Source organism: Streptomyces sp. NPDC053048, assembly GCF_044547045.1.
Classification (GTDB): Bacteria; Actinomycetota; Actinomycetes; order Streptomycetales; family Streptomycetaceae; genus Streptomyces.
In genome coordinates, this window is the sequence record NZ_JBITZS010000001.1 from 548,428 (window position 1) to 571,680 (window position 23,253).

29 protein-coding genes are annotated in these 23,253 nt (G+C 68.6%); 8 read left to right on the top strand and 21 right to left on the bottom strand.

Annotation, left to right across the window (positions count from 1 at the left end; translation table 11 throughout):
• Positions 1 to 3: 3 nt before the first annotated feature.
• The 9 genes from ACIG36_RS02730 to ACIG36_RS02770 all read right to left on the bottom strand — a co-directional run bounded on the left by ACIG36_RS02730 (position 4) and on the right by ACIG36_RS02770 (position 3,850).
• Positions 4 to 189 (bottom strand): hypothetical protein, encoded by a 186-nt coding sequence (locus ACIG36_RS02730; protein WP_399920726.1) that lies wholly within the window; start codon positions 187 to 189, stop codon positions 4 to 6.
• 21 nt (positions 190 to 210) lie between these two features.
• Entirely contained in the window at positions 211 to 402 is a 192-nt protein-coding gene (locus tag ACIG36_RS02735) for a mobile element transfer protein (protein WP_399920729.1), read from the bottom strand.
• A gap of 14 nt (positions 403 to 416) precedes the next feature.
• Positions 417 to 1,148, bottom strand: coding sequence for a DUF2637 domain-containing protein (locus ACIG36_RS02740; RefSeq protein ID WP_399920732.1), 732 nt, complete (start codon positions 1,146 to 1,148; stop codon positions 417 to 419).
• A gap of 85 nt (positions 1,149 to 1,233) precedes the next feature.
• On the bottom strand, positions 1,234 to 1,413 hold the full coding sequence (locus ACIG36_RS02745) for a hypothetical protein (protein ID WP_399920735.1): 180 nt from the start codon (positions 1,411 to 1,413) through the stop codon (positions 1,234 to 1,236).
• 5 nt (positions 1,414 to 1,418) lie between these two features.
• On the bottom strand, positions 1,419 to 1,610 hold the full coding sequence (locus ACIG36_RS02750) for a hypothetical protein (RefSeq protein WP_399920738.1): 192 nt from the start codon (positions 1,608 to 1,610) through the stop codon (positions 1,419 to 1,421).
• Between the two features lie 48 nt (positions 1,611 to 1,658).
• Positions 1,659 to 1,862 (bottom strand): hypothetical protein, encoded by a 204-nt coding sequence (locus ACIG36_RS02755; protein ID WP_399920740.1) that lies wholly within the window; start codon positions 1,860 to 1,862, stop codon positions 1,659 to 1,661.
• Positions 1,863 to 1,867: 5 nt separating this feature from the next.
• Positions 1,868 to 2,059, bottom strand: coding sequence for a hypothetical protein (locus tag ACIG36_RS02760; protein WP_399920743.1), 192 nt, complete (start codon positions 2,057 to 2,059; stop codon positions 1,868 to 1,870).
• 91 nt (positions 2,060 to 2,150) lie between these two features.
• Complete coding sequence (locus tag ACIG36_RS02765; protein WP_399920746.1) at positions 2,151 to 3,506, bottom strand: FtsK/SpoIIIE domain-containing protein; 1,356 nt, start codon at positions 3,504 to 3,506, stop codon at positions 2,151 to 2,153.
• Positions 3,507 to 3,511: 5 nt separating this feature from the next.
• On the bottom strand, positions 3,512 to 3,850 hold the full coding sequence (locus ACIG36_RS02770) for a hypothetical protein (RefSeq protein WP_399920748.1): 339 nt from the start codon (positions 3,848 to 3,850) through the stop codon (positions 3,512 to 3,514).
• 154 nt (positions 3,851 to 4,004) lie between these two features.
• Here ACIG36_RS02770 and ACIG36_RS02775 point away from each other — a divergent pair, with 154 nt between their 5' ends.
• Together ACIG36_RS02775 and ACIG36_RS02780 are read left to right on the top strand one after the other, a co-directional pair.
• Positions 4,005 to 4,736, top strand: a complete 732-nt coding sequence (locus ACIG36_RS02775) for an XRE family transcriptional regulator (RefSeq protein WP_399920751.1) — start codon at positions 4,005 to 4,007, stop codon at positions 4,734 to 4,736.
• Positions 4,737 to 4,771: 35 nt separating this feature from the next.
• Positions 4,772 to 5,242, top strand: coding sequence for an NUDIX hydrolase (locus ACIG36_RS02780; RefSeq protein ID WP_399920754.1), 471 nt, complete (start codon positions 4,772 to 4,774; stop codon positions 5,240 to 5,242).
• Here the strand turns inward: ACIG36_RS02780 and ACIG36_RS02785 are convergent.
• The 10 genes from ACIG36_RS02785 to ACIG36_RS02830 all read right to left on the bottom strand — a co-directional run bounded on the left by ACIG36_RS02785 (position 5,230) and on the right by ACIG36_RS02830 (position 15,436).
• Positions 5,230 to 5,790, bottom strand: a complete 561-nt coding sequence (locus tag ACIG36_RS02785) for an HD domain-containing protein (protein WP_399920757.1) — start codon at positions 5,788 to 5,790, stop codon at positions 5,230 to 5,232. The two genes, ACIG36_RS02780 and ACIG36_RS02785, sit on opposite strands and share 13 nt — an antisense overlap.
• Positions 5,791 to 5,906: 116 nt before the next feature.
• A complete protein-coding gene (locus tag ACIG36_RS02790) occupies positions 5,907 to 7,034 on the bottom strand; it encodes a twin-arginine translocation signal domain-containing protein (protein ID WP_399920760.1) in 1,128 nt (375 codons plus the stop codon).
• A 380-nt stretch (positions 7,035 to 7,414) separates the two neighbouring features.
• On the bottom strand, positions 7,415 to 8,263 hold the full coding sequence (locus ACIG36_RS02795) for a nuclease-related domain-containing protein (RefSeq protein WP_399920763.1): 849 nt from the start codon (positions 8,261 to 8,263) through the stop codon (positions 7,415 to 7,417).
• A 1,595-nt stretch (positions 8,264 to 9,858) separates the two neighbouring features.
• Positions 9,859 to 10,065 (bottom strand): hypothetical protein, encoded by a 207-nt coding sequence (locus tag ACIG36_RS02800; RefSeq protein ID WP_399920766.1) that lies wholly within the window; start codon positions 10,063 to 10,065, stop codon positions 9,859 to 9,861.
• A gap of 147 nt (positions 10,066 to 10,212) precedes the next feature.
• Entirely contained in the window at positions 10,213 to 10,599 is a 387-nt protein-coding gene (locus ACIG36_RS02805) for a VOC family protein (protein WP_399920769.1), read from the bottom strand.
• 54 nt (positions 10,600 to 10,653) lie between these two features.
• On the bottom strand, positions 10,654 to 11,862 hold the full coding sequence (locus ACIG36_RS02810) for an amidohydrolase family protein (RefSeq protein WP_399920772.1): 1,209 nt from the start codon (positions 11,860 to 11,862) through the stop codon (positions 10,654 to 10,656).
• 89 nt (positions 11,863 to 11,951) lie between these two features.
• Positions 11,952 to 13,085: an MAB_1171c family putative transporter gene (locus ACIG36_RS02815; RefSeq protein WP_399920775.1), complete on the bottom strand. Its 1,134-nt coding sequence runs from the start codon at positions 13,083 to 13,085 to the stop codon at positions 11,952 to 11,954.
• Positions 13,082 to 13,597, bottom strand: coding sequence for a hypothetical protein (locus tag ACIG36_RS02820; RefSeq protein ID WP_399920778.1), 516 nt, complete (start codon positions 13,595 to 13,597; stop codon positions 13,082 to 13,084). The genes ACIG36_RS02815 and ACIG36_RS02820 overlap by 4 nt, the downstream gene beginning before the upstream one ends.
• A 266-nt stretch (positions 13,598 to 13,863) precedes the next feature.
• Complete coding sequence (locus tag ACIG36_RS02825; RefSeq protein WP_399920781.1) at positions 13,864 to 14,445, bottom strand: TMEM165/GDT1 family protein; 582 nt, start codon at positions 14,443 to 14,445, stop codon at positions 13,864 to 13,866.
• Positions 14,446 to 14,653: 208 nt separating this feature from the next.
• Positions 14,654 to 15,436 carry an ABC transporter permease gene (locus tag ACIG36_RS02830; protein WP_399920784.1) on the bottom strand — a complete coding sequence of 261 codons (783 nt, stop codon included), beginning with the start codon at positions 15,434 to 15,436 and terminating at the stop codon, positions 14,654 to 14,656.
• 268 nt (positions 15,437 to 15,704) lie between these two features.
• Here ACIG36_RS02830 and ACIG36_RS02835 point away from each other — a divergent pair, with 268 nt between their 5' ends.
• The 3 genes from ACIG36_RS02835 (at position 15,705) to ACIG36_RS02845 (ending at position 18,035) form a co-directional block, all read left to right on the top strand.
• A complete protein-coding gene (locus tag ACIG36_RS02835; protein ID WP_399920787.1) occupies positions 15,705 to 16,373 on the top strand; it encodes a DUF1524 domain-containing protein in 669 nt (222 codons plus the stop codon).
• A gap of 255 nt (positions 16,374 to 16,628) precedes the next feature.
• Positions 16,629 to 17,120 carry a DoxX family protein gene (locus ACIG36_RS02840; protein ID WP_399920790.1) on the top strand — a complete coding sequence of 164 codons (492 nt, stop codon included), beginning with the start codon at positions 16,629 to 16,631 and terminating at the stop codon, positions 17,118 to 17,120.
• Between the two features lie 276 nt (positions 17,121 to 17,396).
• Positions 17,397 to 18,035 (top strand): DedA family protein, encoded by a 639-nt coding sequence (locus ACIG36_RS02845; RefSeq protein WP_399920793.1) that lies wholly within the window; start codon positions 17,397 to 17,399, stop codon positions 18,033 to 18,035.
• A gap of 141 nt (positions 18,036 to 18,176) precedes the next feature.
• Here the strand turns inward: ACIG36_RS02845 and snpA are convergent, their stop codons facing one another.
• Positions 18,177 to 18,839, bottom strand: a complete 663-nt coding sequence (gene snpA / locus ACIG36_RS02850; protein WP_399920796.1) for a snapalysin — start codon at positions 18,837 to 18,839, stop codon at positions 18,177 to 18,179.
• A gap of 243 nt (positions 18,840 to 19,082) precedes the next feature.
• On the opposite strand from snpA, the gene ACIG36_RS02855 reads away from it, so the two are divergent.
• The 3 genes from ACIG36_RS02855 to ACIG36_RS02865 all read left to right on the top strand — a co-directional run bounded on the left by ACIG36_RS02855 (position 19,083) and on the right by ACIG36_RS02865 (position 22,412).
• A complete protein-coding gene (locus tag ACIG36_RS02855) occupies positions 19,083 to 20,057 on the top strand; it encodes a LysR family transcriptional regulator (protein ID WP_399920799.1) in 975 nt (324 codons plus the stop codon).
• A 96-nt stretch (positions 20,058 to 20,153) separates the two neighbouring features.
• Positions 20,154 to 21,713 carry a glycoside hydrolase domain-containing protein gene (locus tag ACIG36_RS02860; protein WP_399920802.1) on the top strand — a complete coding sequence of 520 codons (1,560 nt, stop codon included), beginning with the start codon at positions 20,154 to 20,156 and terminating at the stop codon, positions 21,711 to 21,713.
• Positions 21,714 to 21,716: 3 nt separating this feature from the next.
• Positions 21,717 to 22,412 carry a twin-arginine translocation signal domain-containing protein gene (locus tag ACIG36_RS02865; protein WP_399920805.1) on the top strand — a complete coding sequence of 232 codons (696 nt, stop codon included), beginning with the start codon at positions 21,717 to 21,719 and terminating at the stop codon, positions 22,410 to 22,412.
• Here the strand turns inward: ACIG36_RS02865 and ACIG36_RS02870 are convergent.
• The gene (locus ACIG36_RS02870) at positions 22,409 to 23,065 is read right to left on the bottom strand and encodes a hypothetical protein (RefSeq protein WP_399920809.1); all 657 of its coding nucleotides are present in this window, start codon (positions 23,063 to 23,065) and stop codon (positions 22,409 to 22,411) included. The two genes, ACIG36_RS02865 and ACIG36_RS02870, sit on opposite strands and share 4 nt — an antisense overlap.
• Positions 23,066 to 23,253: the final 188 nt, after the last annotated feature.

The window sequence follows — 23,253 nt, forward strand, 5'->3', positions numbered from 1 at the left end:
TGGTTACTTGGATCCGCCGATGACGGTGGCGCCGCCGTTGATGCCGGACTTGATCGGCCCGCCCAGGAAGCTGTCGGCGAGCAGAACGCCACCGATCAGGAGGACGAGGACGACCCACATCGGCGGGCGGGTGAGCTTCACCCCGAGGTAGGCGACGACAGCGACGGCGAACCAGAGCGGGACGTTCACGGCTGATCTCTCCTTCTGCCGTTATCGGGGGTCGCAGCGATGGGTCTGGGCGGCGAGTTCGGCGGCCGCGGGGTTCAGGTAGTCAGCCGACCAGTTGCATCCCGGGGAGGTGCAGGCGACCGCGTGAGCGGTGCGGCCGAGGCGGTCGGTGTGGGTTGCGATCTCGACCTTTCCGATGCGGTCGCGGTTCCAGAAGCGTTTGTTGCGCGGCATGGCCGGATCTCCAGTCAGGCGAGTTGGGCGGCGATGGCTTCGGCCATCGAGGCGGGTACGCCGAGGCGTGCGCGCAGGGTGTCGGGGTCGATGTCGTGGCCCGTCGAGGCCCGGTGAGCGTCGGCGAGCTTGCGGGCGTGCGCCACCAGGGCGGCGGGTGCGGGGGCCGGATTCGTCGGAGGCTCCGGAAGGGCCGGGGCAGTTGCGGAGTCGTCTTCACCACGCGGGTCTGGCTGCGATGGCTCGAGCTCCTGCCGGGGTTCGGCCGGGGGCGCTGCTACGGATTCCGGGACCTCGACCACAGGGTCGGGCTGTACTTCAGGCTCGGCAGCCGTAGGTGCATCCTGGAGCGGTTCCGGCTCAGAGGCCGGGACTGTCGCGGTGTGTTTTGGACCGTGGGCAAGGAGGGTGCCGCCGAGGAAGGCGGCGGCGGGCCAGCCGGCGACCAGCATCCGCAGCCAGGCCGGAGGGTGGCCCAGGTCGAGGAAGCCTGCGGTCGCGACGTTGGCGCCGAGCGATGCGATGAGCGCGATGAGGAACCAGACCCAGCCCAGCCGGACCCCGTGCCCGGAGCGCAGACGACGCCAAGCGGCGACCAGGAGCAGGTCCACGGAGACGGGATAGGCCCAGCCCTTCCAGCCGTCCTGCCCGGCGGCTTGGGCGATGTCGTGCAGGTGGGCGAAAGACAGGGCACCGGCGATCACGGCTTGCACCAGCACCGGGTCACGGTGTGCGAGGCGTTTCATCGCGCTGTCCTCCTTTCAGGGCATGGCGGGGAGGGAGGGGGGTCGGGCGGAGCTCGTGGGAGCGTGGCGCCCGGCCCCGGGCGGATCAGTTGCCGTTGGGTGCTTCGCCGGTGCCGAGGCACGTCAGGCACAACGCCTCTTGGCGATCCGGGCTCTCCTGCTTCTTGCGACCGCCGACCTTGAAGGTCGCCGATACCTGTCCTTGCTGGCAGTCCGGGCATTTCTTCGCTCGGGTCTTGCGCTGCGTGGTCCTCTTCGTGGACACGGCGCTTACCGGATCTCGGTGCAGTTGCTGCGAATCAGGCGCCCATCACGCAGCTTCGGGTCGTCGGCGAGCATCTTCATCACCATGACTCGCGCCATCGAACGTTCGGTCTCGCCGTCGTTCGAGTGGGTCTCTCCCTGAATGACGAAGGTCTCGTTGTCGAGCTCAATCGCGACGTCGTACTTCCAGCGGCGCATGGGATCTCCTTTCATTGTGTGCGGTTGGCCTGGGGGTGGAGTGGTTGGTCAGTGCCCCGCTCGGGGGTAGCCGTGTCCTTCCGGCGGGTACTCGCCCGCGCGCTTGGCGCTGTGTTCGGCCCTCAGCGATGTGTAGAGGACCGAAGCGAACTCCGGGTCGTGGCCCGGATCGGCTACGTATTCGTCCATTCCGTGAGCGATCAGGTGCGTCACATGGGCGTCGGCGTGCCGGGGGTCGTCGCTGCACGTCATGGCGATCACCGGCCCGAATTGGGGTAGTCGTGCCCGGCCGGCGGGTACTGGCCGAGGCGTTCACGGCGAGCCTGTTCCAGCATCGAGTCGACGACCACCTTGGTGAACTCGACATCGGCATCCTCGCGCTCGGCGTATTCGCAGACGTCCTGGGTGAGGCGGGCACTGCGGTCGAAGTCCTCGGTACGTCGGGACATGTCTGTTCCTCTGTGTCTGGCCCGGTTTCGGGCATGGGTTGGGTAGGGACTTGGCGCGTTGGAGGCCGCGCCGACCGGGGTGCAGGTGGGGTCAGGCCGGTTCCGTGACCGGGACCGGTGCCTCGACGGGCACGGGTGCCGAGTCTGGTCGGAAGGCAGCCAGGGCCGGGATATCCGGCGTGATGTGCGCGAACTCGTTGCAGGCCGCTACGGTCTCGTTCAGGCTCGTGAGGGGCGTACGGATCACGGTCCAGCCGTCGGCTGTACCACCGACCACGGCCGTTCCGGGGCGGTCTGCGGGAATCGTTGTTGCGGCAGTCATGGCCATCGGGCTGATATCGCCGAGAGCCATCTTCGCGGAGCCTTCATCATTCACACGGTGCGCGACGCGTCCGGTGAGCTGTGCGCGGAGCGTCGTGGCGCCATTGCCGAGTTCGGATCCGAACCGTTGGCCGCAGACCTCGAGGTAAATCCCACTGGCGCGGCCGAGTTGGGCAAGTCGGATCATCTGAGTGACCATGTGGTCACGGCGCTTGGTATCCGCTGAGGAGGCGGTGAGGAAGAGTTCCGCCACTTCGTCGACGATCACGACGATCGGTACCGGGCGGATGTCTTCGGAGAGGCCCCAGATATCGGAGGTGATCTCCTCCAAGGGCAGGTCAGGCGGAAGGTTCTGTGCGGCGCGGATCAGCTCGTACCGGTCGCTCATTTCCTGAACCAACACGTCCAGGAGTAGGGCAGCCTCCTCCGGGGTGTAGGCCAGGGCCGAGAACCTGCGGGCAAGCGGCGCGAGCTCCACGCCCCATTTGCAGTCGATGCCGACCAACGCCACTGGTTGCGGAGCCAACGCTTTGACCAGACGACGCAGGTAGACGGACTTACCGGATCCGACCGCACCGACGACCAGTTCGTGAGCGGCGGTACGGAAGTCCCGCATGTGGACCAGCCCGTCTGATCGCAGCGACACTGGCACCCGAAGCAATTCGGCAGTCTCACCGCGTGGCATAACCACTCGCCGCAGCAGGTCGTAGGCGATGAGTCGGATCTCGAGCCATCCGGGCTTCAGGGCCCGCATGTGCACCCCATGAGCCCGCCACGCGTGACGTAGGCGCTCGGCCGCCACTTCGAAGTCACGGACCTCCTGACCGGGCTGCATCTTGATCCGCAGCACCAGACCCGCGCGGGTGACCCTGCATCCTCGCAGCCGAGGGATCATCCGTGTCGGCTCACGATCCATGGCCCTGGCCAGCCACAACCGAGCACGGGAGGGGCGTTCGGTCAGGTCACACGCTTCCATCACGGACCGGTACGTGAGCTGAACCCGGACGATGGCGACCACGGCACCGATGCCGATCCAGTACCAGAAGGGACGATGCCGCCGCAGCAGCGCGGCCCCAGCGACGATCAGACCTAAGCCGATGAGTAACCCGGCCTGCCCGAAAGTCATCGCGATCAACCCTTGCCGGTCAGCGCCGTGACCGCGACAGCACGGAAGCTGATCCCGTGCCGCTTCTGCCCGTTGAACTCGTTCTCCCATGGCCGGGCGACCAGGCTGGTCAGCGCGACCGGGGTACCCATGACCAGGTCCGGGGAGACGCCCGTCTCCGGAACGGTCAGCGTGACCACGTCGGCGTTGCCGTCCATGACGAACAGCACGTCGACGGTCATCAGAGCAGCACCGGTCTCACGGTCGGTCGCGACAAGACCGGACTGGCGGTCGGCCATCTTCTTCTGGGGAGGCTGCGCGACCATGACCGTCGCTGCGGTGGTGTCCACAGGGATCTGACGCATCTGGCTTCTCCTGCTTTCGAGGGAGTGCCGACCTTTCGTCGACACCATCAGGAAACCGTCGGAAGTAGTGGACGCATCACGGTCCGTATGGACGTTTGGGGACGTCTTCGCTACCGTCAAAACATCCCGGCGTCCCTCGAAAGGACACGGCACGATGGCGAACGAGCGTTTACGCGCGGCGATCTCAGCCAAGGGCGAGACCATTCAGTCGTTAGCCCATCACGTGGGAGTTGATCCAAAGAGCGTCGAACGCTGGATCACAACAGAACGCACACCACACCGGGGACACAGGTGGAAGGCCACCAGCTTCCTTGGAGTCGACGAGCTGTACCTATGGCCGAGCGTTGAGAAGCAGGTGGAAACGGCCAGCTCATCAGAGCTCGTCACCTACTACCCTCACCGAGGGGCGGTACCCGCTCAACTCTGGTCATCGCTGATCGATAAGGCCAAGAGCCAGCTGGAGATCCTTGTGTACGCGGGGCTCTTCCTCTTCGACAGCCATCCAGACCTGCCTGATCAGCTCGCGGAGAAGGCCAAGGTCGGCGCAGCGATTCGTATCCTCCTCGGCGACCCCGACTCGGAGATGGTGCGCCAGCGCGGTGAAGAGGAGGGCATCGGAGGAGACTTGGCTGCCCGTGCCCGCATTACGCGGCGTTACCTCCAACCAGCCATGACAACGCCAGGGGTGGAGGTACGGCTGCACGACACCATCCTCTACAACTCGATCTACCGGTTCGACGACGACGTCTTGGTGAACCCGCACGTCCTCGGAGCGCCAGCTGGTCAGAACCCCGTGCTGCACTTTCGCTACATCCCCGGAGCCCGCACGTTCCGCCACTACTTGAAGAGCTTCGACTACGCGTGGGATCGGGGGACGCCGGCCTAGGGTTGTGGCTTCGTGGTTCGTGGGACGCTAAGCACATGGCTCGTGTCGACTACTTCAATGATCCAAACGCTCCAAAGGCGAACAGCATCGTTCCTTCGGTGACCGTTATCGCGCGGAACGACGCTGGGGAAGTCCTACTGATCCACAAAACCGACAACGATCTATGGGCACTGCCAGGCGGCGGGGTGGACGTAGGGGAATCCGCTCCGGAAGCCGCCGTTCGAGAGACCTGGGAAGAGACCGGGTTCAACGTCGAAGTGGCCGGACTCGTCGGGCTGTACACCAACCCGGCCCATGTCATGGCCTACGACGACGGGGAGGTCCGTCAGCAGTTCTCCATTTGCTTCACCGCGCGGATCACCGGTGGAGCGCTGCGGACGAGCAGCGAAAGCAAGGAAGTCGCTTTCGTTCACCCTCGCGAGTTGGACAAGCTGAGCATCCACCCGTCCATGCGCATGAGGATTGATCACGGTCTGTCGGACCGCTCCACCCCCTACTTGGGCTGATCTGCGAGGCGCTCGTGGGTCCGTTCAACAGCGGCAGCGAGGTAGGGGCGAGCGTTACTGATCGCAGTGTGGACCACACTTCCGGGCTCGTAGCGAACCAGGATCTCCCGCATGCGCTGATCGAAGGAGAAGCGCTGCCCGGCGGGGCCCGTGGTCATGTCCGCGAAGATCAGCGCATCCAGAAGCGGGCTGTCTTCACGTTCGTACTCCGCCAGTTCTACAGCCAGGCCGCGTTGTTCGGCTTCGTAGACCGCCCCGGAGTGATGGGCAACGAGCTGGACCAAGCGGATGGGGGCCCCAAGCGCTTCCAGATGGCGGGCACCATCGAGGGGATGGAACCCGGTCTCGCGTAGCTCTGGCGCGTACCCGATGTCGTGCAGCCAAGCCGCAGCGACTAGCAGGTCACGCTCGTCCGCGGGAACGGCTGGACTTGCCTCACTAGCGCGCTTCGCCACAGCCTGGGTGTGAAGCCATCTGTTCCCGAGCGGAGGCAACATCGATCCGGCCAGTTCAGTGGCCCCGAGTGGTGTGTCCAGAGCAAGCGGCATGAGCCGCACCGTAGCTTGGAAGATGGGCTCAGGCCAGCCGACCTTGAACGGCCTAGCCCGAGACGCCTCGCGTAGGTGCACGCCCGAGGCGCCTGGGGCAAGCGGCTCCGGGGAACTCAGAACGACACCATGTAGTCCCAGCTGCCGGTCGGATCGTGACGCCCACCAGCGGGACACGCTCCAGGTATGTCCGCGAAGAAGAGACCTTGGCACCTACTACAGGACTTCCATCGGCCCTGTTTGCTATTGAATACCCCACTCCCCGTAAAGAGGGTGTAGGCAAAACTTCCCCCGAAGTCATGGCCTCCCCCTGCCAGACACATGTTGATCGTGGGAATGCCGCTGAACGTCATCCGATGACACCGACGGCACGAACGCCAGCCCGTTTGGAGTCCCGCACGCCCCTCTTGGATCCCCTCAGGCAACGGATTGTAGGCAAACATGATGTACTTGTGGCTTCCAGCGAAATTGTGGTTCCTCCGGTCTGCCGGACACTGGCCGGGGGTCGGAAGGCCGGCGAAGACAAGGCACTGACACTTGCGGCACGACTTCCACCCCCCTTGCGTCATCACGGTCCGGTCCTTGACGGTTTTCCACACTGGGCCTACCTCGGAACTCTCCTCGTTCAGGCTGAATCGGTGGGCCGGATCTCCGGAGACCCCCAGCAGTTCTTGCCAGCGGGAAAGGTCTATGTCCGATACCTCTTCGGGGAAAGTGGCGTGAGGATCTATCGGATAGAGGACGTGAAGGGATGACATATCCCAGTTGTCAGCGAAGACGCTGCCCCCGGCGGACTCCAGCTGGAGTTCGAACTTGGCAACGTGGTCGACGACGATTGGGCCAATCGGCTCGAGGGCTCGACGATCGAACTTGAACCAACTCCGGACGGTAGACCCTCTACGGAAGCCGTCGTTGCCGGCGGTCACTGCATGTGTAAGAGTCTTCGAACCACGCGGGTTCTGGAATTCAACAGACGCAGTAAGCTTGCTGCCATCCAGGCCCGGAAACCATTGGTAGCCTCGCAGGTCGTCTTCGCCGGTCTTGATGACGAGGACGAACTGATCCAGTCGAGTCCCCAGAGTTGTCAGCGTCAGCGCCTTCCAGTCCGCGTCCTTGGCGTGCGCTTGTTGACTTACCGTCAAGCCCAATACCCCACCCGTAGCTGCCGTGGCGACCCCTTTCAGTACCGCCCGTCGCGACACGGATGTCTTGAACAGCTTGGCACCATCGCCGTGTTCCATCATTCGCCCCCTGCCACGGTTCCCCAATTACAAGCCGCAGTGTAGGGCAGGGCTCTCCCGATGTCTCCTATCAGAATGAAATAACATTTCTCCTTGCTTTACCCCAGTTCACAGCGCCAACACTGGCCCCGCACTCACGCTGGGCACCAAGAGGTCCCGAATGGACTGGCTATTTAGAAAAGCTCTTACGAAAACTACTCGTAGACGCGCAACACCGCGCGGCGCGCCGCCCTGCACAGGCTTGGCCCTATTGCGCCGACGGCTTCGTCGTGCTGTGCCCGGTGGGTTCGATGACGCAAGTTGCGTTGGTGTCACTTCGGTCGGCCGGTCGGCCCAGGCTGTTGCAGCAGGTCGGGGCGGCATTGACTAGTGCAGAGAAGGCATCAAGCCTCTGTCCAGGCCCGTCGGTGGCGGGCGATGGCGTATAGGGTCTCGGCCTCTCCTGGCGTCAGCTCTCCAGTCACCGGGCCCAGGCTCGCAACCTCCCGTTGACGCCAGACGCGCACATCACTGAGTGTGGATGCGGTCTTCAGATCAGATACCCCCACGAAGACCAAGGCGGGTTGAACATGGACAGCTCTGCCGCTGTACCGCGCCAGAACGCCCTGGACATGGTGTGCTTCCGCCCTGACCTTGCGGGTATAGGGGCGAGGTGGTCCGTGGTTGACCCTCACGGAGTCGTTGCCTACCCATACGTTCTTGTCCGGGCAGTGCTTGGTGTTGATGTTGAAGACCCCGCCGGGGCCTATCAGCAGGTGGTCTATGTCGACCGAGTTCGGCAGCAGGATGGAATGAAGCACATGCCAGCCCTGGTTGGATAAGCGATCAAGCTCAGCTCCTACTCGACGCTCGCCTACCAGTCCCCTGCGCCAGGAAGTCCACTCGGAGTCGCGCCGCAGTAGCCAGGTGATCAACCGATCGACGGGGCCGGGCCCCTCGGCATCCAGCTTGGCTTTGAGGGACGCCCCAGGGCGATTGAGCGCGAGGTCATCAGCCGGCGTGAGCGGTGTCAGGGACAGAACCTTCGGTCGAGGCTTCGCCGCAGGGTGCCCATTCGGCTGTGGCAGGTAGGGGGCGAGAACTTCCAGGACGGCGGCTCGATGTTCCTCACGTATAACCGTCAGCTTGCCGGTCACGCGATCAAGCCATGCCACGACCAGGCCATCAAACGTTTCCACATAGAGTCGATCTCGCCCGGAACCGCCCCGCTCCGTGACCTTGAGATCGCTCAAGCCAGCCCCCCGGCATCTGTGTCATCCCCGCCTATATGGCAGCAGCCTCGGCACATGACCACAAGACGGCCCGTGCGGTCAAAGTTTCTCTACCTCATCAAGGCTCGCTTCGCTCGCTGCGCGGCATGACCCGCGCAGGCTCACCCCCCAGCTCGAGCATCTGTGCACGGATAGGCCTCGCGGTCCTTCCCCGCCTCGAGCCCTGTCCCGGGTACGTGGGCGTGGCCGAAGCCCACGAGCAGAAGCCGACCGGGCCCGCCACCTACGCCGCAAACATCCGGATGCCTTTGGATCTGAAGCCGCTCAACGCGGCGGCGTCGCCCGGCGCCGCCGCCCGGCCCCTCCTGTCTCCGCCCCGGGGCCGGTCGCCGTCGCCGGCCGCGCCCACAAGTGGGCCAAAAACCGGGCCGGTGGGGGGTCCGGGCGGCTCTGCGGCTTTACCCACCTCCCCGGGCCGGGGCCCGCGTCGAGCAAGGCCAGGGGGCCACTCGTGCACATTGCGGGCAGGGGTAAAGCCTGCCCGAGTTGCCAACCAGCGTACGGCCCCCTGACCATGCTCGACCCCAACCCGGGCAGGACACCGGCCAAAGCCGCAGAGCCGCCCTCGCGTCGGTTAGCCGAGGTCGATGGTCCCGCGAGCGGTAAGAACAAGCCAATGCAGGCCGGTGACTCATGGTGAGGAAGGCTGCTGAAAGGTCGTCGAACACCGCTGAACGCGCCGGTAAGTTGCTAACGGACGCAACTCTTAGGTCACCTATCGTAACGGTGTCTATTGATTGGATATCCGAGAGTAATCGGATGCGGCTAGCCCTATGGCTTGCCTCCGCTACCGTCCTGATGACAACGCAAAGCCCACCTAACCGCTGATGCTTGGTAGGCGCGAGCGGTAGGTGGGCGATGGAACCAGGAGGTTCACGTATGAGTGTGTCCCTACCCTGCGGGGGTCTGTCAATTCCACGGCGGCGCCAATGGGTCGTCATCACGATCGTCGTGGTTGCCCTTCTTGTGGCCCCTGCTTACACCGAGGCCATGCAGGCATGCGCAAATGCAGCAGTAGTCGCTACGCTGCTGCTTGGGCTCAGCGGTACCGCAACGAAGCCCAGCAACCCGGCCTCCCTTTAGGCGCCGCCCAGGTAGCTTGGGGCTAAGGGGCCCGCCGTTAAGGTGCGTCGTATGAGCGACGACGCGCCGGCCTGTCCCACGTGTAGCCAGCCCATGAGGCCCGGCGGCTTCGTACTCTCCCAGCGGGAGGACGATGGCCGACGGGCCTGCCGGGCGCTGTGGAAGTGCGGTGGTCGACATGTCTGGTGGCGCTGGACAGACCAGGCCGACGGGACATGGGAGGTCTGCCCGGTACCGGAGTTGTTCCGCTGACATCCATCGGTGACATCAACGAGTGCGGACAACCGCGACCACCAGCAACCACTTTTGCCAGCCCTACGGGCGGCGGATCGCAGCTACACCGGATCGAGATTGAACTTACAAAGCGGATGTCGGCGGTTCAAATCCGTCTGTGCCCACCAGCAGTAACAGGCCAAAGGCCCCTTCGTCGGTGACGAAGGGGCCTTTGCCGTGTTCCGTGTCCGGGGCGGTGCTCAGGAGCGGGGCGCCGCGGTGCGCTTGCGGTGGCTTTGCCAGAGGGCGCCGCTGGCGGCTATGAGGACCACGGAGGCGGCGATGAGCACGGCCCGCGGGCCGGGGCGCTCATGCAGGACGGCCGCGCCGATCGCCGTCACCACTCCGGCCAGCGCCGCGATCGCGCTCAGTAGGGAACGGCCGCCCGTTGATGCCTGCTGTTCCATGTGCACCCTCCTGCTCCGGCTGTCGCCGGCCTGTCTGCTCTCGCTTCCGCTGGGACCTGCCGTCGCCTGTCCGGGGGCAGCAAGCCCAGCCGACTGCTCATCATATGTTCCTGACGGGAAGCCAGATGACCGGTGGGGTTGGTGCGGTCAGCGTAGTTCGATGAGGTCCCAGCGGTTGCCGTACAGGTCCTGGAAGACGGCGACGGTGCCGTAGGGCTCGTGGCGGGGCGGCTCCTCGAAGCGGACGCCGGCCGCGCGCATGCGGGCGTGGTCGCGCTCGAAGTCGTCGGTGTTCAGGAACAAGCCGACGCGCCCGCCGGTCTGATCGCCGACGCGCGCCTCCTGGCCGGGACCGTCGGCCCTGGCCAGGAGCAGCGCCGTCTCGCGGGAGCCCGGCGGGGCGAGGACCACCCAGCGTTTGCCGTCGCCCAGCGGGGTGTCCTCCCGGAGCTCGAAGCCGACGGCGTCCACGTAGAAGGCGATGGCCTCGTCGTAGTCGCGCACGACGAGGGTCACCAGTCCGAGATGAGGCATTCGCGGATCATCCCTCATCGGCGGCGGACACGCCGCCCCGGGGCCCGTGTCCGTTCAGTGACGCGCTATCGCGTGCTCCGGGATGTGGGGGCGGCCCGCCGCCAGGACGAGGCGGACGTCGCGCAGCGCGTCCAGGTCCTCCAGGGGGTCGCCGTCGACGACCAGGACGTCGGCGCGGTAACCGGCGGCGAGGCGGCCGGTCTCCTCGGCGATGCCCAGGGCCCGTGCGGCGTCGACCGTGGCCATGTCGATGATCCGGTCCGTGCCGAAGCCCAGGTGACGGTAGAAGTCGAGGCTGCCGGTGAAGTTGTCGAACACCGCTCGCGGCACGCCCGCGTCCGTCCCGGCGATCAGGTGGACGCCCTGCTCGGCCATCCAGCGCACCCGGGAGAAGACCGCGTCGGCCCGCTCGTAGCCGAACCGCTCGGCGAACACCCGCCAGTTGGGGCTGGCCGCCGGGCAGACGTGGATGCCCTTGGCCGCGATCTCGGCCACCAGGTCCTCGCGCGCGTCGAAGCCGCCCTCGGCCATCCAGGTGCAGTGCTCGATGGTGTCCACGCCCGCCGCCACGGCCGCGGCGATGCCCTCGGTGCCGTGCGCGTGCGCGGCGACGGGCAGGCCCAGGCGGCGGGCCTCGTCCACGACGGCACGGAGCTCGGCGGGCGTGAACTGCGACTCCCAGGTGGCGGGGCCGCCGGGGGTCAGTCCGCCGCCGGTGGCCATGACCTTGATGACGTCGGCGCCGGCCGCCGCGTTGCGCCGGACCGCCTCACGCAGGGCGTCCTCGCCCTCCACCTCCCCGCCCAGGAACCAGCAGTGCCCGCCGGGCGCGGTCAGCGGCGCCCCCGCGGCCAGGACGCGGGGGCCGGGCAGGGCGCCCTCGGCGATCGCGTCGCGCAGGCGGAAGGCCAGCCCGTCACGGTCACCGAGGTCGCGCACGGTGGTGACACCGCTGTCCAGCAACTGCCGCGCACGCCGGGCCATGCCCAGCAGCAGACCGGGGGCGTCGCTCTCCTTGACGGACCCGACGGGGTCGTCACCGGCGTCGAAGGCGAGGTGCACATGGCAGTCGATCAGCCCAGGGAGCACGGTGGCTCCCGGCAGCGACATCCGTGGCACGTCGCGCGGAGCGAGCGCCTCGACCTCCTCCCGTGGCCCCGCGGCGACGATGTCGCGCCCCTGGACGAGGACCGCGCCATCGGTGGTGCCTTCGCCGCCGGGGCCTGTGAGTACGCGTCCTGCCGTGATCAGTAGGTCCGTCACGTCACGTCACCATTTCCGTGCTGGTTCGCTTGCTGATTCGCTTGTTGAATTCGCTGGTTGATTCGCTTGTTGGTTTGCTTGCCTGTTCGTCACGACGTCGCCCGCAGGGCGTCCGACAGGGCCACGAGCTGCCGTACGTCGGCGTCGAGTCCCTCCCCGTCGGGCATGGCGACCGGTACTGCCCGCACCACCGTGCGGTCGTCCGGGTCGTAGGCCTTCAGCGCGATCCGCAGCTTCCGCGCGACCTCCTCGGGAGAGGCGTTCCGCGCGGCCTCGCCCTCGAGTCCGAGCCGGGCCAGATACGGGCTGATCCGCACCAGGCCGTCCCGGCATTCGATGGCCCGCCGGTAGTGGCTGCGGTGCACACTGCGCACGCGCAGCGCGTCGCGCCAGGCGTTGGTGGGCACGCGGTGCAGCGCGTCCTGCGGGTAGGCGTCGTGCAGCAGCAGCCAAAGGGGCCGCAGCCGGTGGTAGTTGCGGCGGTGCTGCCACCAGACGCGCAGCGCCGCGCAACGGGTGGCGATGCCCGGATAGGTCACCCCGACGACGAACAGCGGAATGGACAGGGCCAGCAGCAGCGCCACGACCCGGGTCAGCGGCGGAGAAACGGTTCCGCCGTTCCAGCGGACCACGATGAACACCGCGCGAGCCGCACTGGAGATCACCATTCCGGCCATGGCCGCGGCCGCCAGCCACAGGCCGGTGGACAGCGGCCGGCGCGACGCGCGGGCGTAGCGCCAGGTCCACACGAAGGCCGAGGCGAGCGCGTAGTCCAGATACAGCCCGGCCGTCAGATAGAAGAGCGCGACGTGTGTGACCCGCATGTCGGCGGTGGCGTACACATGACCGTGCGCGCGTTCCGGCGTCAGCACGGTCAGCAGGGTGATCGCGGCGATCGTGAACGCCAGCGGAACCGTTTCCCGGCGGGCCCGCACGCGTCCGCGGCGGCGGTCCGTCGCCGAGTAGAGGTAGAAGCACATCAGGCAGTAGACGGTGCCGAGCAGCAGCACGTTCTGCAGCAGTTTGGCCGTGCCGTGCCCGACGGCCGCGTCGACGGCCCCGGCGATCGCGGGCATCCCGAAGGGGAAGGCCAGGCTCGCGCAGGCGAGGCAGAGGGTGACCGCCCGCAGCGGGTCGTCGTGCGGGGCCTTCACCAGCTGGTACGTCTTCCAGACCAGCGCCACGACCAGCACGACGCCGAGCAGCAGGGTCAGCGCGATCACAGCCACCCCTGCCGGTCGCCGAGGGCCGTCTGGACCCGTTCCAGGGAGGGGTCGTCGACGGCCCTGGGGGCCACCCGGTCCAGGACCGAGGCCCACTCCAGAATGATGGTGGCGACCAACTCGGCCTCGCGTTCGTGTTGTTCGTCGTAGGAGGTGCGGCGCAGGGCCCGTTTGACGGTGTCGAGGGAGAGGTTGGGCGTCATCTGACGCCAGAACTCGTCGTCGGTGTCGTCACTGTGATGGTCCGCCAGGATGTGCCCGACCTCGTGCAGGATGATGTGGTCCTGATGGGTCTTGCTGGTCTCCTGCTGGTACAGGATGTAGTCGGCGGTGGCGGTGGCGATCCACACCCCGAACGGGCCCGGCATGGGCAGCGAATAGGGCACCAGACGAATGGGCCTGCCGCGCTGTTCCCCCAGCAGCCGGCACAGTTCCTCCACCCGCAACGGCGGCCGGATGTCCAGGGCACGAAGCTCGCGCTTGCAGCGGCGCCGCAGCTCTCGCTCTTTCAAAGGTGCTCCCGCTTCAAAGGTGCTCCTGCTTCACATGCTTCGAATGTGCTCCGTGCTTCCTGTTTCCCGGGCGAGTCTAGGCCGTTCGGTGATCAATGCGGGTGGGGGGAGGGAGCGCCCGTTCCTTTCGTCCGCGGGCGTGCGGAGGGCCCCGCACCCCGGCGAGTACCTGGGGTGCGGGGCCCTTCGCATGCCTGTGGAAGCCGCCCGCGGACGGACGTCAACGGACGTCAGCGCCGGACGTCAACGGACGTCAGCGACGGACGTCAGGCGATGGCCGCCTCGTACAGGCTGAAGCCCGCCAGTGCCAGCATCACCAGCGCCGCCACCTTCGTGATCAGCCGCAGCGGGACCCGGCGCATCAGGGTGCGGCCGCCGACGATGCCCAGGCCGGCCACCGACCACAGGGCCAGGACCGCGCCCACGCCGACGGAGACCGGGTCGTCGTAGCGGGCGGCGAGGTTGGCCGTCATGATCTGGGTCAGGTCGCCGAACTCGGCGACCAGGATCAGCATGAAACCGGCACCGGAGACCTTCCAGAAGGACTGGTCGGCGGGCCTGGCGACCTCTTCCTCCCCGTCGTTCTTCTTCAGCAGCAGCATCGCCGCGCCCGCGAGGAAGAGCACTCCGACCACGGCCTGGACGAGCCGCTGGGGGAGCAGGGTGAGCACGCTGCCGGCCGCGATGGCGAGCGCCACATGGACGAGGAAGGCGGCCGCGACGCCCGCGAAGACGTAGGACGCGCGGTAGCGGGTGCCGAGCACCAGCCCGGCGAGGGCGGTCTTGTCGGGCAGCTCGGCCAGGAAGACGACGCCGAAGGCCAGGGCGGCGACGGTGAGACTGAACACGGGGTGGATCCCTCTGTCGGTGGGGCTGCCGCACCGGAACAGTGACCTGGGACGAATCAGGGGTCGCTTCGGCACGGCAGCGTCATGGACACTGCGGCCGAAGGTCTCGCCGGCCCCGGCGCGGTGTCCGAGGCCTCCGGGCGCCGGCCGGGCCTGGCCCAGCAGTATGTCGACGGTCCGGCGAAGAGCTACTCCCCTTCTGCTCCCCTCAGGATACGGGACCGCCGCACCGGTGCAGCCGGCCGCGCGCGACCAGCTCCAGCACCACCGCGACCGCCACCGCCTGCACCATCATCAGCGCGACCAGCACAAACATCTGCACCACGCCCGCCTGCACCGGCGAGGCGCCGCCCAGCAGCATCCCCACGTACGACCCGGGCAGCGTGACCAGCCCCACAGTGCGCGTCTGGTCCAGGCCCGGCAGCAGCGCGTCGGAGGCGGCCGGCCGGGCGATCTCCAGCCGGGCCTCGCGCGGCTGCAGGCCCAGCGCCAGGCCCGCCTCCACCTCGCCGTGCCGCGTGGACAGCTCGTCCAGCGCCCGGCGGCCGCCCAGGACGGTCGCGGTCAGGGCGCCGCCGATGAGGATGCCGGTGACGGGGATCAGGGCGATGCCCCGCAGTGGTACGAGCCCGGTCGCCAGCAGCGCGAGGACGGGCGGCACCACCCCGGCGGCGATCGGCGCGGCCGCCCACCACCAGCTGCCGTTGTCCGTGACGCGCCGCCCGGCCGTGCGCACCGCGACGGCGTACATCAGCACCAGGAAGCACAGCAGCAGCGGAACGGCCCGTACGACCCAGCCGATGAGGGCCGAGACCGCGGCCAGCTGGAGGACCGCGCGCAGCCCGGCGAGGGCGATCTGCCGGCTGTAGCCGCGCTCGCGGCTGTCGGCGAGGCGGGCGACGGCCGCGACGGTCACGGCGGCGGCCAGCAGGACGGCGAGGACCGCACCGAGCGTGGCGTTGGCGGGCAGCAGGACGTCGGCGGCGAGCACGCGGCCACCCTACGGCCCGTCGGCCGGGACCCGGTCCCGCGTGGCGGGGGCCGCCGGCCGGTCACGTCGGCTGAACACCCGTACGGGCGTGTGCATCTGGCGCCGCATCAGGAACGGGGGATTCCGGGACATCTCACGTCGCCGACCCCTTGCCTTGACATGGCCGCGTCGCCATCCTGTCACCTGGCGACCACCCCCTATACATCCGTCGCCGCGATGCTGGCCGCGCTCCGGCGGCCCCACCCCCTCCACCCTCAAGGGAGTTCTCATGTCCGCACTGCGCGTCCCATCGGCCTCGCGCGGCGTCTACGCGCGTCGTACGGCCGTCGTCGCGGGCCTCACCGCCCTCGTCGGCACGCTCGTGCTGAACGGCCCGGCCGCCCAGGCCGCGCCGCCCACCCCGCCGGACGCCGCCACGGCCCGCGCCCAGCTGGGCAAGCTGACGGTGAAGTCCGAGGGCTCGATGGACGGCTACAGCCGGTCGAAGTTCCCGCACTGGAGCACCCAGCACGGTGCCTGCAACACCCGCGAGGTCGTCCTCGAGCGCGACGGCGAGGACGTCGAGCAGGACGCGAAGTGCGCGGCCGTCAGCGGCAGCTGGTACTCCCCGTACGACGGTGCGACCTGGGAGGACGCCCAGGACATCGACATCGACCACGTCGTGCCGCTCGCGCAGGCGTGGCGGTCGGGGGCCAACACCTGGACCAACGCCCAGCGCCAGGCCTTCGCCAACGACCTCTCCCGCCCCCAGCTGATCGCGGTCACCGACCGCGTCAACCAGGCCAAGGGCGACAAGGACCCCGCACAGTGGCTGCCGCCGCTCAACTCCTACCGCTGTACGTACGCGCGGATGTGGGTGTCGGTGAAGTACGACTACAAGCTGACCGTCGACTCCGCCGAGAAGGCCGCCCTGGCCGGCATCCTCAACGGCTGCTGAGCGACTGCTGAGCGACGTACGAACCGGAACCGGCCGGGCCCCCGTGTGCGAGGAGGGCCCGGCCGCCGACGTTCGCGGGCTGCCGCGGAGGGCGGAGGGCGGAGGGCTGTGGGGCTTCGGGTCGGCATGTTGCGGTTTGTTGCGGGTGTGTTGCGTAAGCAAGAAATCAAGAAACTTGAACTTGCAAGTACTGCTGAGGCATGCCTAACCTGATGGGGTCCTTGTTTCCTGTCCCCGACACGAGGAGCTCGACCCATGCCCCCCACGCCCACCGCGGCCGCGCCCTCCCCGACCCCGGCGCGCACCGCTTCGGACGTTTCCGCCTCCCCGCTCGTCGAGCGCCTCGACGCGGCTCGCCCGTACGCCCTGTCCCTGTTCCGCATCGTCGTCGGCCTGCTCTTCGCCTGCCACGGCGCGGCGTCGCTGTTCGGCGTGCTCGGCGGTGCCATGGGCTCCAACGGCGGCACGATCGCCGCGGGCACCTGGCCCGGCTGGTACGCGGCCGTGATCCAGCTCGTCGGCGGTGCGCTCGTGCTGCTCGGCGTCGGCACCCGCAGTGCGGCCTTCATCGCCTCGGGCTCGATGGCCTACGCCTACTTCAACGTGCACCAGGGCGAGGGTCTGTGGCCGATGCAGAACGGTGGCGAGGCCTCCGCGATGTTCGCCTGGGCGTTCCTGCTGCTGGTCTTCACCGGCCCGGGTCCGCTGGCGCTCGACCGGATCTTCGGTCGCGGCAAGCGGGGCTGATGCCGGGCGACGTCGCGCCGACGGTGACATAGGTGTCACCCGGCGTCATCGTCTGTCGCCTCACGTCACCGGCCGGTGCTCCGCTTGTGCGGGACACCGGCCGCGGTGTGATGGTCGCGACGTCCGGAGCCCGGCGTCCGGCGCGTGATTCGAACAACATCGCGGACCCTGCGCTCATCCCCCAGCAGCCCCAGGCGTACGCTGTACGGTTGTGAAGGCCGCCCCTGCCGCTCCCCTGCGACGTCGCGGCGGGGGACCGTACCGGGAGATCAGGACGTGCTGGAACAGTTGGGGTCATTGGCCGAGACCCCATGGATATACGTGATCGTCGGCCTGTCCGTGCTACTTGACGTGTTCCTCCCGGTGCTGCCGAGCGGGGTCCTCGTGATCGCCGCCGCCACCGCGGCCGCCGGCTCCGCCGCGGGTGCCGTGGGCGAGGCCGCGCACGGTCACGCCGGCTTCGCCGACATGTTCGCGCTCGTGATGTGCGCCGCCACCGCCTCCGTACTCGGCGACATGGTCGCCTACCGCCTGGCCTTCCGCGGCGGCGACCGCTTCGACCGCGCCATCGCCCGCTCCCGGCGGCTGACCGCCGCCCAGGCCAAGCTCGGCACGGCCCTGCTGCGCGGCGGCGGCCCGCTCGTCGTCCTGGCCCGCTTCGCGCCCGCCGGGCGCTCGGTGGTCAGCCTCGGCGCGGGTGTGATGCACCGCAGGGTGAAGGAGTTCCTGCCGTGGTCCGCGCTGGCCGGCCTGACCTGGGCCGCGTACAGCGTGAGCCTGGGCTACTTCGGCGGCCAGTGGCTGGGCGCGACGTGGCTCAGCACGGCGGTCTCGGCGTTCGCGCTCTTCGCGGCCGGCGCGGGGGCGGCGTTCCTGATGCGGCGCCCGGTGGAGCCCGAGGCGCAGCCGCAGTAGCCGCGAGCAGCCGCAGTAGCCGCAGTAGCGTCGCGCGGATGTCATGACACCACGGCCCGGTTCCGCTCGGAACCGGGCCGTGGTGCTTGGTGCTCAGTGCCCGGTGCTTCGCACTCAGTGCCTTGCGCCGGCCTCGTCGGGTCAGTGGGCCTTGGTGAAGGGCGCCTTGTCGAAGGCCTTCAGGCCGTTCGCCCAGAGCTGGTTGACGCGGCTCTTCTCGGCCGAGTTCGGGTAGGCGTTGGTGCAGGACGGGCCGGGGCCGCCGCCGGACATCAGCTCGCTGCACGGACCGGAGTAGTGGTCCGGCAGGCCGAGCACGTGACCGGTCTCGTGCGCGGTGACGCGGGTGGAGTCGTACTGCTCGTTCTGCCGGTAGTCGAGGAAGATGTAGCCGCGGCCGTGGCCGTCGGTGCTGGCGTACGAGCCGCGGGAGTCGTTGCCCTCGTAGTATCTGAAGTCGGCGTTCGAGCCCGAGCGCAGCTGAACGTTACGGACCGAGCTGTTCCAGATCTGCGCGCTTCTGGCTATCTCCGTCGCGAAGCTCGGCGCCCGGCTGGCGTCGTAGGTGACGGTGACGACGCGGATGCCCGGCGAGGCGGCCTGCTTGGCCTTCGCGGACTTCATGACGGCCTCGAAGAAGGCCTTGTTGTTGGCCTCTTCGGACTTCGAGCCGACGTACGAGGACTGTGTGTGCTGCGGGGCCGCGCCCTGGTCCGCGGTGACGGCGGAGGCGGGAACGGCGGTCATCGTCGCTGCCAGCCCGAGGCCGAGGGCAGCCGACAGCACCATCGTGGAGCGTTTCATGTGGGGGACTCCATTCGTGCCGAGAGCCTCTTCGGCCGTCGCGCGGTGGGTCGCGACGGCCGGGGCTCACCGGGTGAACTCCTGTTCCCCTTGAGTCTCTGACGAGATATCAATGGTGCGGATGATGCCAGTTGGGCATAGCGCCATCCAATCGCCTATCCTCCGCCACCTGGTGGCCGGCCAGGGCGTCCAACTGCTGATATGCGTCCGGGATGTGTCTGGTGTGACGTACGGGGCGCGGTTATGCTCCCTGCCGTGGAGCTTGAGGTCAGGCACCTCCGTGCACTTTGCGCCATCGCGGACACCGGCAGCGTGCGGAAGGCCGCCGTCCAGCTGGGCATGACCCAGCCCTCGCTCACCACCCAGCTCCGCCGCATCGAATCCACCATCGGCGGACTCCTCTTCACCCGGGGCCAGCACGGCAGCCACCCCACGCCCCTGGGTCACTCCGTCCTCACCCGTGCGCGGCCGATCATCGCGGAGATGGCCGCGCTGGTGGCGGCCGCCCGGGACGCGGCCGTCGGCGTCGGCGGACTGCGCCTGCGCATCGGCAGCATCGGCAGCCGCGCCGTGACGGGCTGGCTGCGCCGCATCCACCAGCGCCTTCCGGACACGGACACCACGATCCACATAGAGGTCTCGTCCAACACCCTGCTGCAGCTGCTGGCGACCAACCAGCTCGACGTGGCCTTCGTCCACGAGACGGCGGGCTTCCCGCTGCACGTGCCGGAGGGCGTCGAACGCCGCGTCCTCATCGCCTCCGAGCCCCGCTTCGTCGCCCTGTCCGCCGGCCACGCGGCCGCCGGGCGGCCGGTGGTCCGGCTCGCCGAGCTGGCGAACGACGCCTGGATCGTCGACCCGACGGCGGACGACGAGGCCACGGCCCTGCGCCGCGCCTTCATGGCGGCCGGGCTCGACCCCCGCCTCGTCCACGTCCGCGACAACACCACGGCCGCCGAGCTCGTCGCCGTCGGCGAGGCCGTCCGCCCCTGCCCGCCGACCGCCGAACCGGTGCCGGGCACGGTCGTCCGCCCCCTCTGCGGCGACCCCCTGACCACCCAGCTCTCCCTGGCCTCCCGGCACGGCTCCTTACCCCTGTGCGAGCTGGACGCCCTCTTCACCGACCTGACGTCCGCCTACGCGGAGGTCGCCCGCGCCAACGCCACGTACCGCGCCTGGCTCGACCGCAAGGGCGGGCTGCTGCTGCCCTCGCCCTAGGGGGTGTCCGATGGGGCGGCGGGGGCACGTCGGCCCGGGGCCACGTTGGCCGTACTGCGTCTGTGTCCGTGCCGAGGGGCGGTGCGAGCATGCGGCATGGCAGATGAAATGGTGCGCAAGGCGCAGCAGCTGTACAACGCCACCTACCGTGGCGTGGCCGGCCTGCCGGTGCTGGAGGAGAACGGGCGGACGTCGTGGGACGTCATGTACGCCCTCACCCGGGCCCTGCAGTACGAACTCGGCATCGCGCCGCTGTCCAACAACTTCGGCCCCGCCACGCTGGCCGCGCTGCAGGCGAAATATCCGGTCGTCGACCGGAACAACGGGACGGTGAACATCAATCGCCTCGTGCAGACCGCCCTTTACTGCAAGGGCTACGACGGCGGCGACCTCGGCGGCGTGTACGACGACCGGGTGGCGGCCGCCGTCGGCAGCCTGAAGCAGAACATGGGCGTGGCCGGCGCGTTCCCCGGCGACGGCGTCACGCCGAAGGTCTTCAAGGCGCTGCTGACCATGGACGCGTACGTCACGGCGAACGGCGGAAGCGATACCGTCCGGTCCATTCAGCAGTGGCTGAACGGCCGGTACGTCGACCGACGGAATTTCTTCGTCGTGCCGTGCGACGGGCATTACTCGCGCGATGTGCAAAAGGCCCTGCTGTTCGCCATCCAGTACCAGCTCGGCATGAGCGACGACGTCGCCACCGGGAACTTCGGGCCCGCGACGAAGGAGGGGCTGAAGAAGAACACGGTGTTCGTGGGCTCCAGCGGCACGTTCGTACTGCTCTTCTCCGCCGCCATGATCTTCAACAAGCGGACGGGGGTGTCCTTCCGCGACACGTTCACCTACGAACTCTCCCAGGCCGTCCGCGGCTTCCAGGACTTCGTGAAGCTGCCGGTCACGGGGACCGGTGACTTCCCCACCTGGGCGTCACTGCTGGTGTCCAGCGGCGACACCACCCGGCGCGGCGCCGCCTTCGACTGCGTCACCGAGATCACCCCGGCACGGGCCGACGCGCTGCGGGAGGCCGGGTACGTGGTCGCGGGCCGGTACCTGACGAACGCCCCTGGCTCGTCCTGGGACAAGAAGATCCAGCCCGGCGAACTGGAGGTCATCAGGAGCAAGGGCCTGCGGGTCTTCCCCATCTATCAGACGTACGGCGGATCGGTGTCGTACTTCAACGAGAACCAGGGCCTCGCGGACGCGCAGGCGGCGTTCGACGCCGCGCGCGGATACGGATTCAAGCGCGACACCTGGATCTATTTCGCCGTCGATTTCGACGTCCTGGACCACCAGGTGACCGACGCCATCCTCCCGCATTTCCGGGGCGTCAAGCGGAGGATGGACGAACTGGGCGGCGGCGCGGACGGCACGGACGGCACGGACGGTGCGTATTACCGGATCGGCGTCTACGGTCCGCGCAACGCCTGTTCCCGGGTCTCGGCGGCGGGGCTGGCCACATCGGCGTTCGTGGCGGACATGTCGACCGGTTTCTCGGGAAACCTCGGATATCCGCTGCCGGAGAACTGGGCGTTCGACCAGATCGCCACCGTGACCGTCGGGAGCGGCGACGGAAAGATCGAGATCGACAACAACATCCTGTCCGGGCTCGACATGGGCCAGAACGAGTTCGACGAGATCGAGGGAGGCCGCTGACTCATGGCCGGGATATCGCGTCGCACGGTGCTGAAGGGGGCCGGCGTGGTGGCGGGAGCCGCCGCGTTCGGAGGATTCGGCGGACTCGACGGATTCGCCGCGCCTGCGGAGGCTGCAGGGCATCGCCTCAGCGCCAACGGCTGGGAGATGACCCCTGCCGTCGACGGCGGAGGCCCCGTCCCCGGCACCGACCTCGACGTGGCGCTGCGCGCCGGCGCCGTGACGATCGTCCTCGTCCACGTGGTGCGCCGGTTCCACTACGAGATCGCGCCGCTGGGGGAGGGCCAGGTCGTCGGCCACCTCGCGCCGGGCCGGGTGGCCCGTACGTCCGCTGAAAGCAACCACGCGTCCGGGACGGCGGTGGCGATCCGCCCCGACTGGTACCCGCGGGGAGGGCGGGGCGGGTTCTTCCCGCTCGAGATGCTGGTGGTCCGCGACGTCCTCGCCGAATGCGAGGGCGTGGTCAGGTGGGGCGGCGACGACCGGACGCGCCCGTACGAGGCCTTGTTCCACATCGACGTACCGCCCGGCGACCCCCGGCTCGACCGGGTCGCCGCGAAGATCCGCGGCTGGGCGGCGAGACCGGGGGCCGGGGCGGGGGCGCCCGTTGACGTGTCGGCGCCGCAGCGCCGGGCGGCGGCGGAACGGCTGGCGCGCCGGCAGGGAGGGCGGGAGGGGCCGGGGGCGGTAGAGGGCTAGCGGGGTGAACCGTCCAGCAGGTTGGTGATGAGCTTGCGCAGCCGTCCCTCGATCACCGGCTGTACGCCGTGCACGAGCTGTGCGCCGTAGACGACGGCGGTCCCGGCGGGCGGGGCGCTGGTCCAGCGGGTGCGGGGGACGTGCCGCAGCGCGGCCAGGGCCTCGGGCGGGGCATGGTGCGAGATCTCACGGGCGAATCGCGTGCCGGGCAGGAAGCCGCTGCCCGGTTCGGCGGTGCGGTCGGTCCACAGGGCTTCGGAGGAGGAGGTGTCGACGAAGAACTCCCCGCCGCGCTCCGCCTCCTGGAGGTGGAAGGCCACGCGCGCGACGCGCTGGGGCCGCGTGTACGGGTCCTCGACGCCGTGGAGGTGCGGCGGTATCTCGTCCCCGGGGCCGAGGTCGTGGTAGTCCCACGGCGTGACTCCGGCGACGGACGGGAAGACCCGCCGGATCGCTGGCAGGGCCCGTTCGACGGCGCCGTTCAGGATGTCCTGGACGTCGTCGGGCGGCGTCATGCCGTCGCTGGGGCGCGCGGGAACCCATCCCGTCGCGTCGAGGTGCTCGTCCAGCGTCTTGATGACGTGGGCGGTCTCGTCGGGGGTGAGGAACCCCTCGATGGTGTGGACGGCCAGCGTCTCGGTCATGTGAATCACGCGGTAACTCACACCTCTCGCGGTGGTCGGCGGTGTGGAGCGACGTGAAGCGTCGTGCAGTGTTGTGGAGCGTTCCGTCGCTGCGCATTCCAGTCGCGTGAGGTGGGGAGGGCAAGCGCCGGAACATGCCCCGCGGAAGCGCGGCGGCGCGTACGCGGGCGCGCCGGGGGCGCACGTGGGTGTCCCCC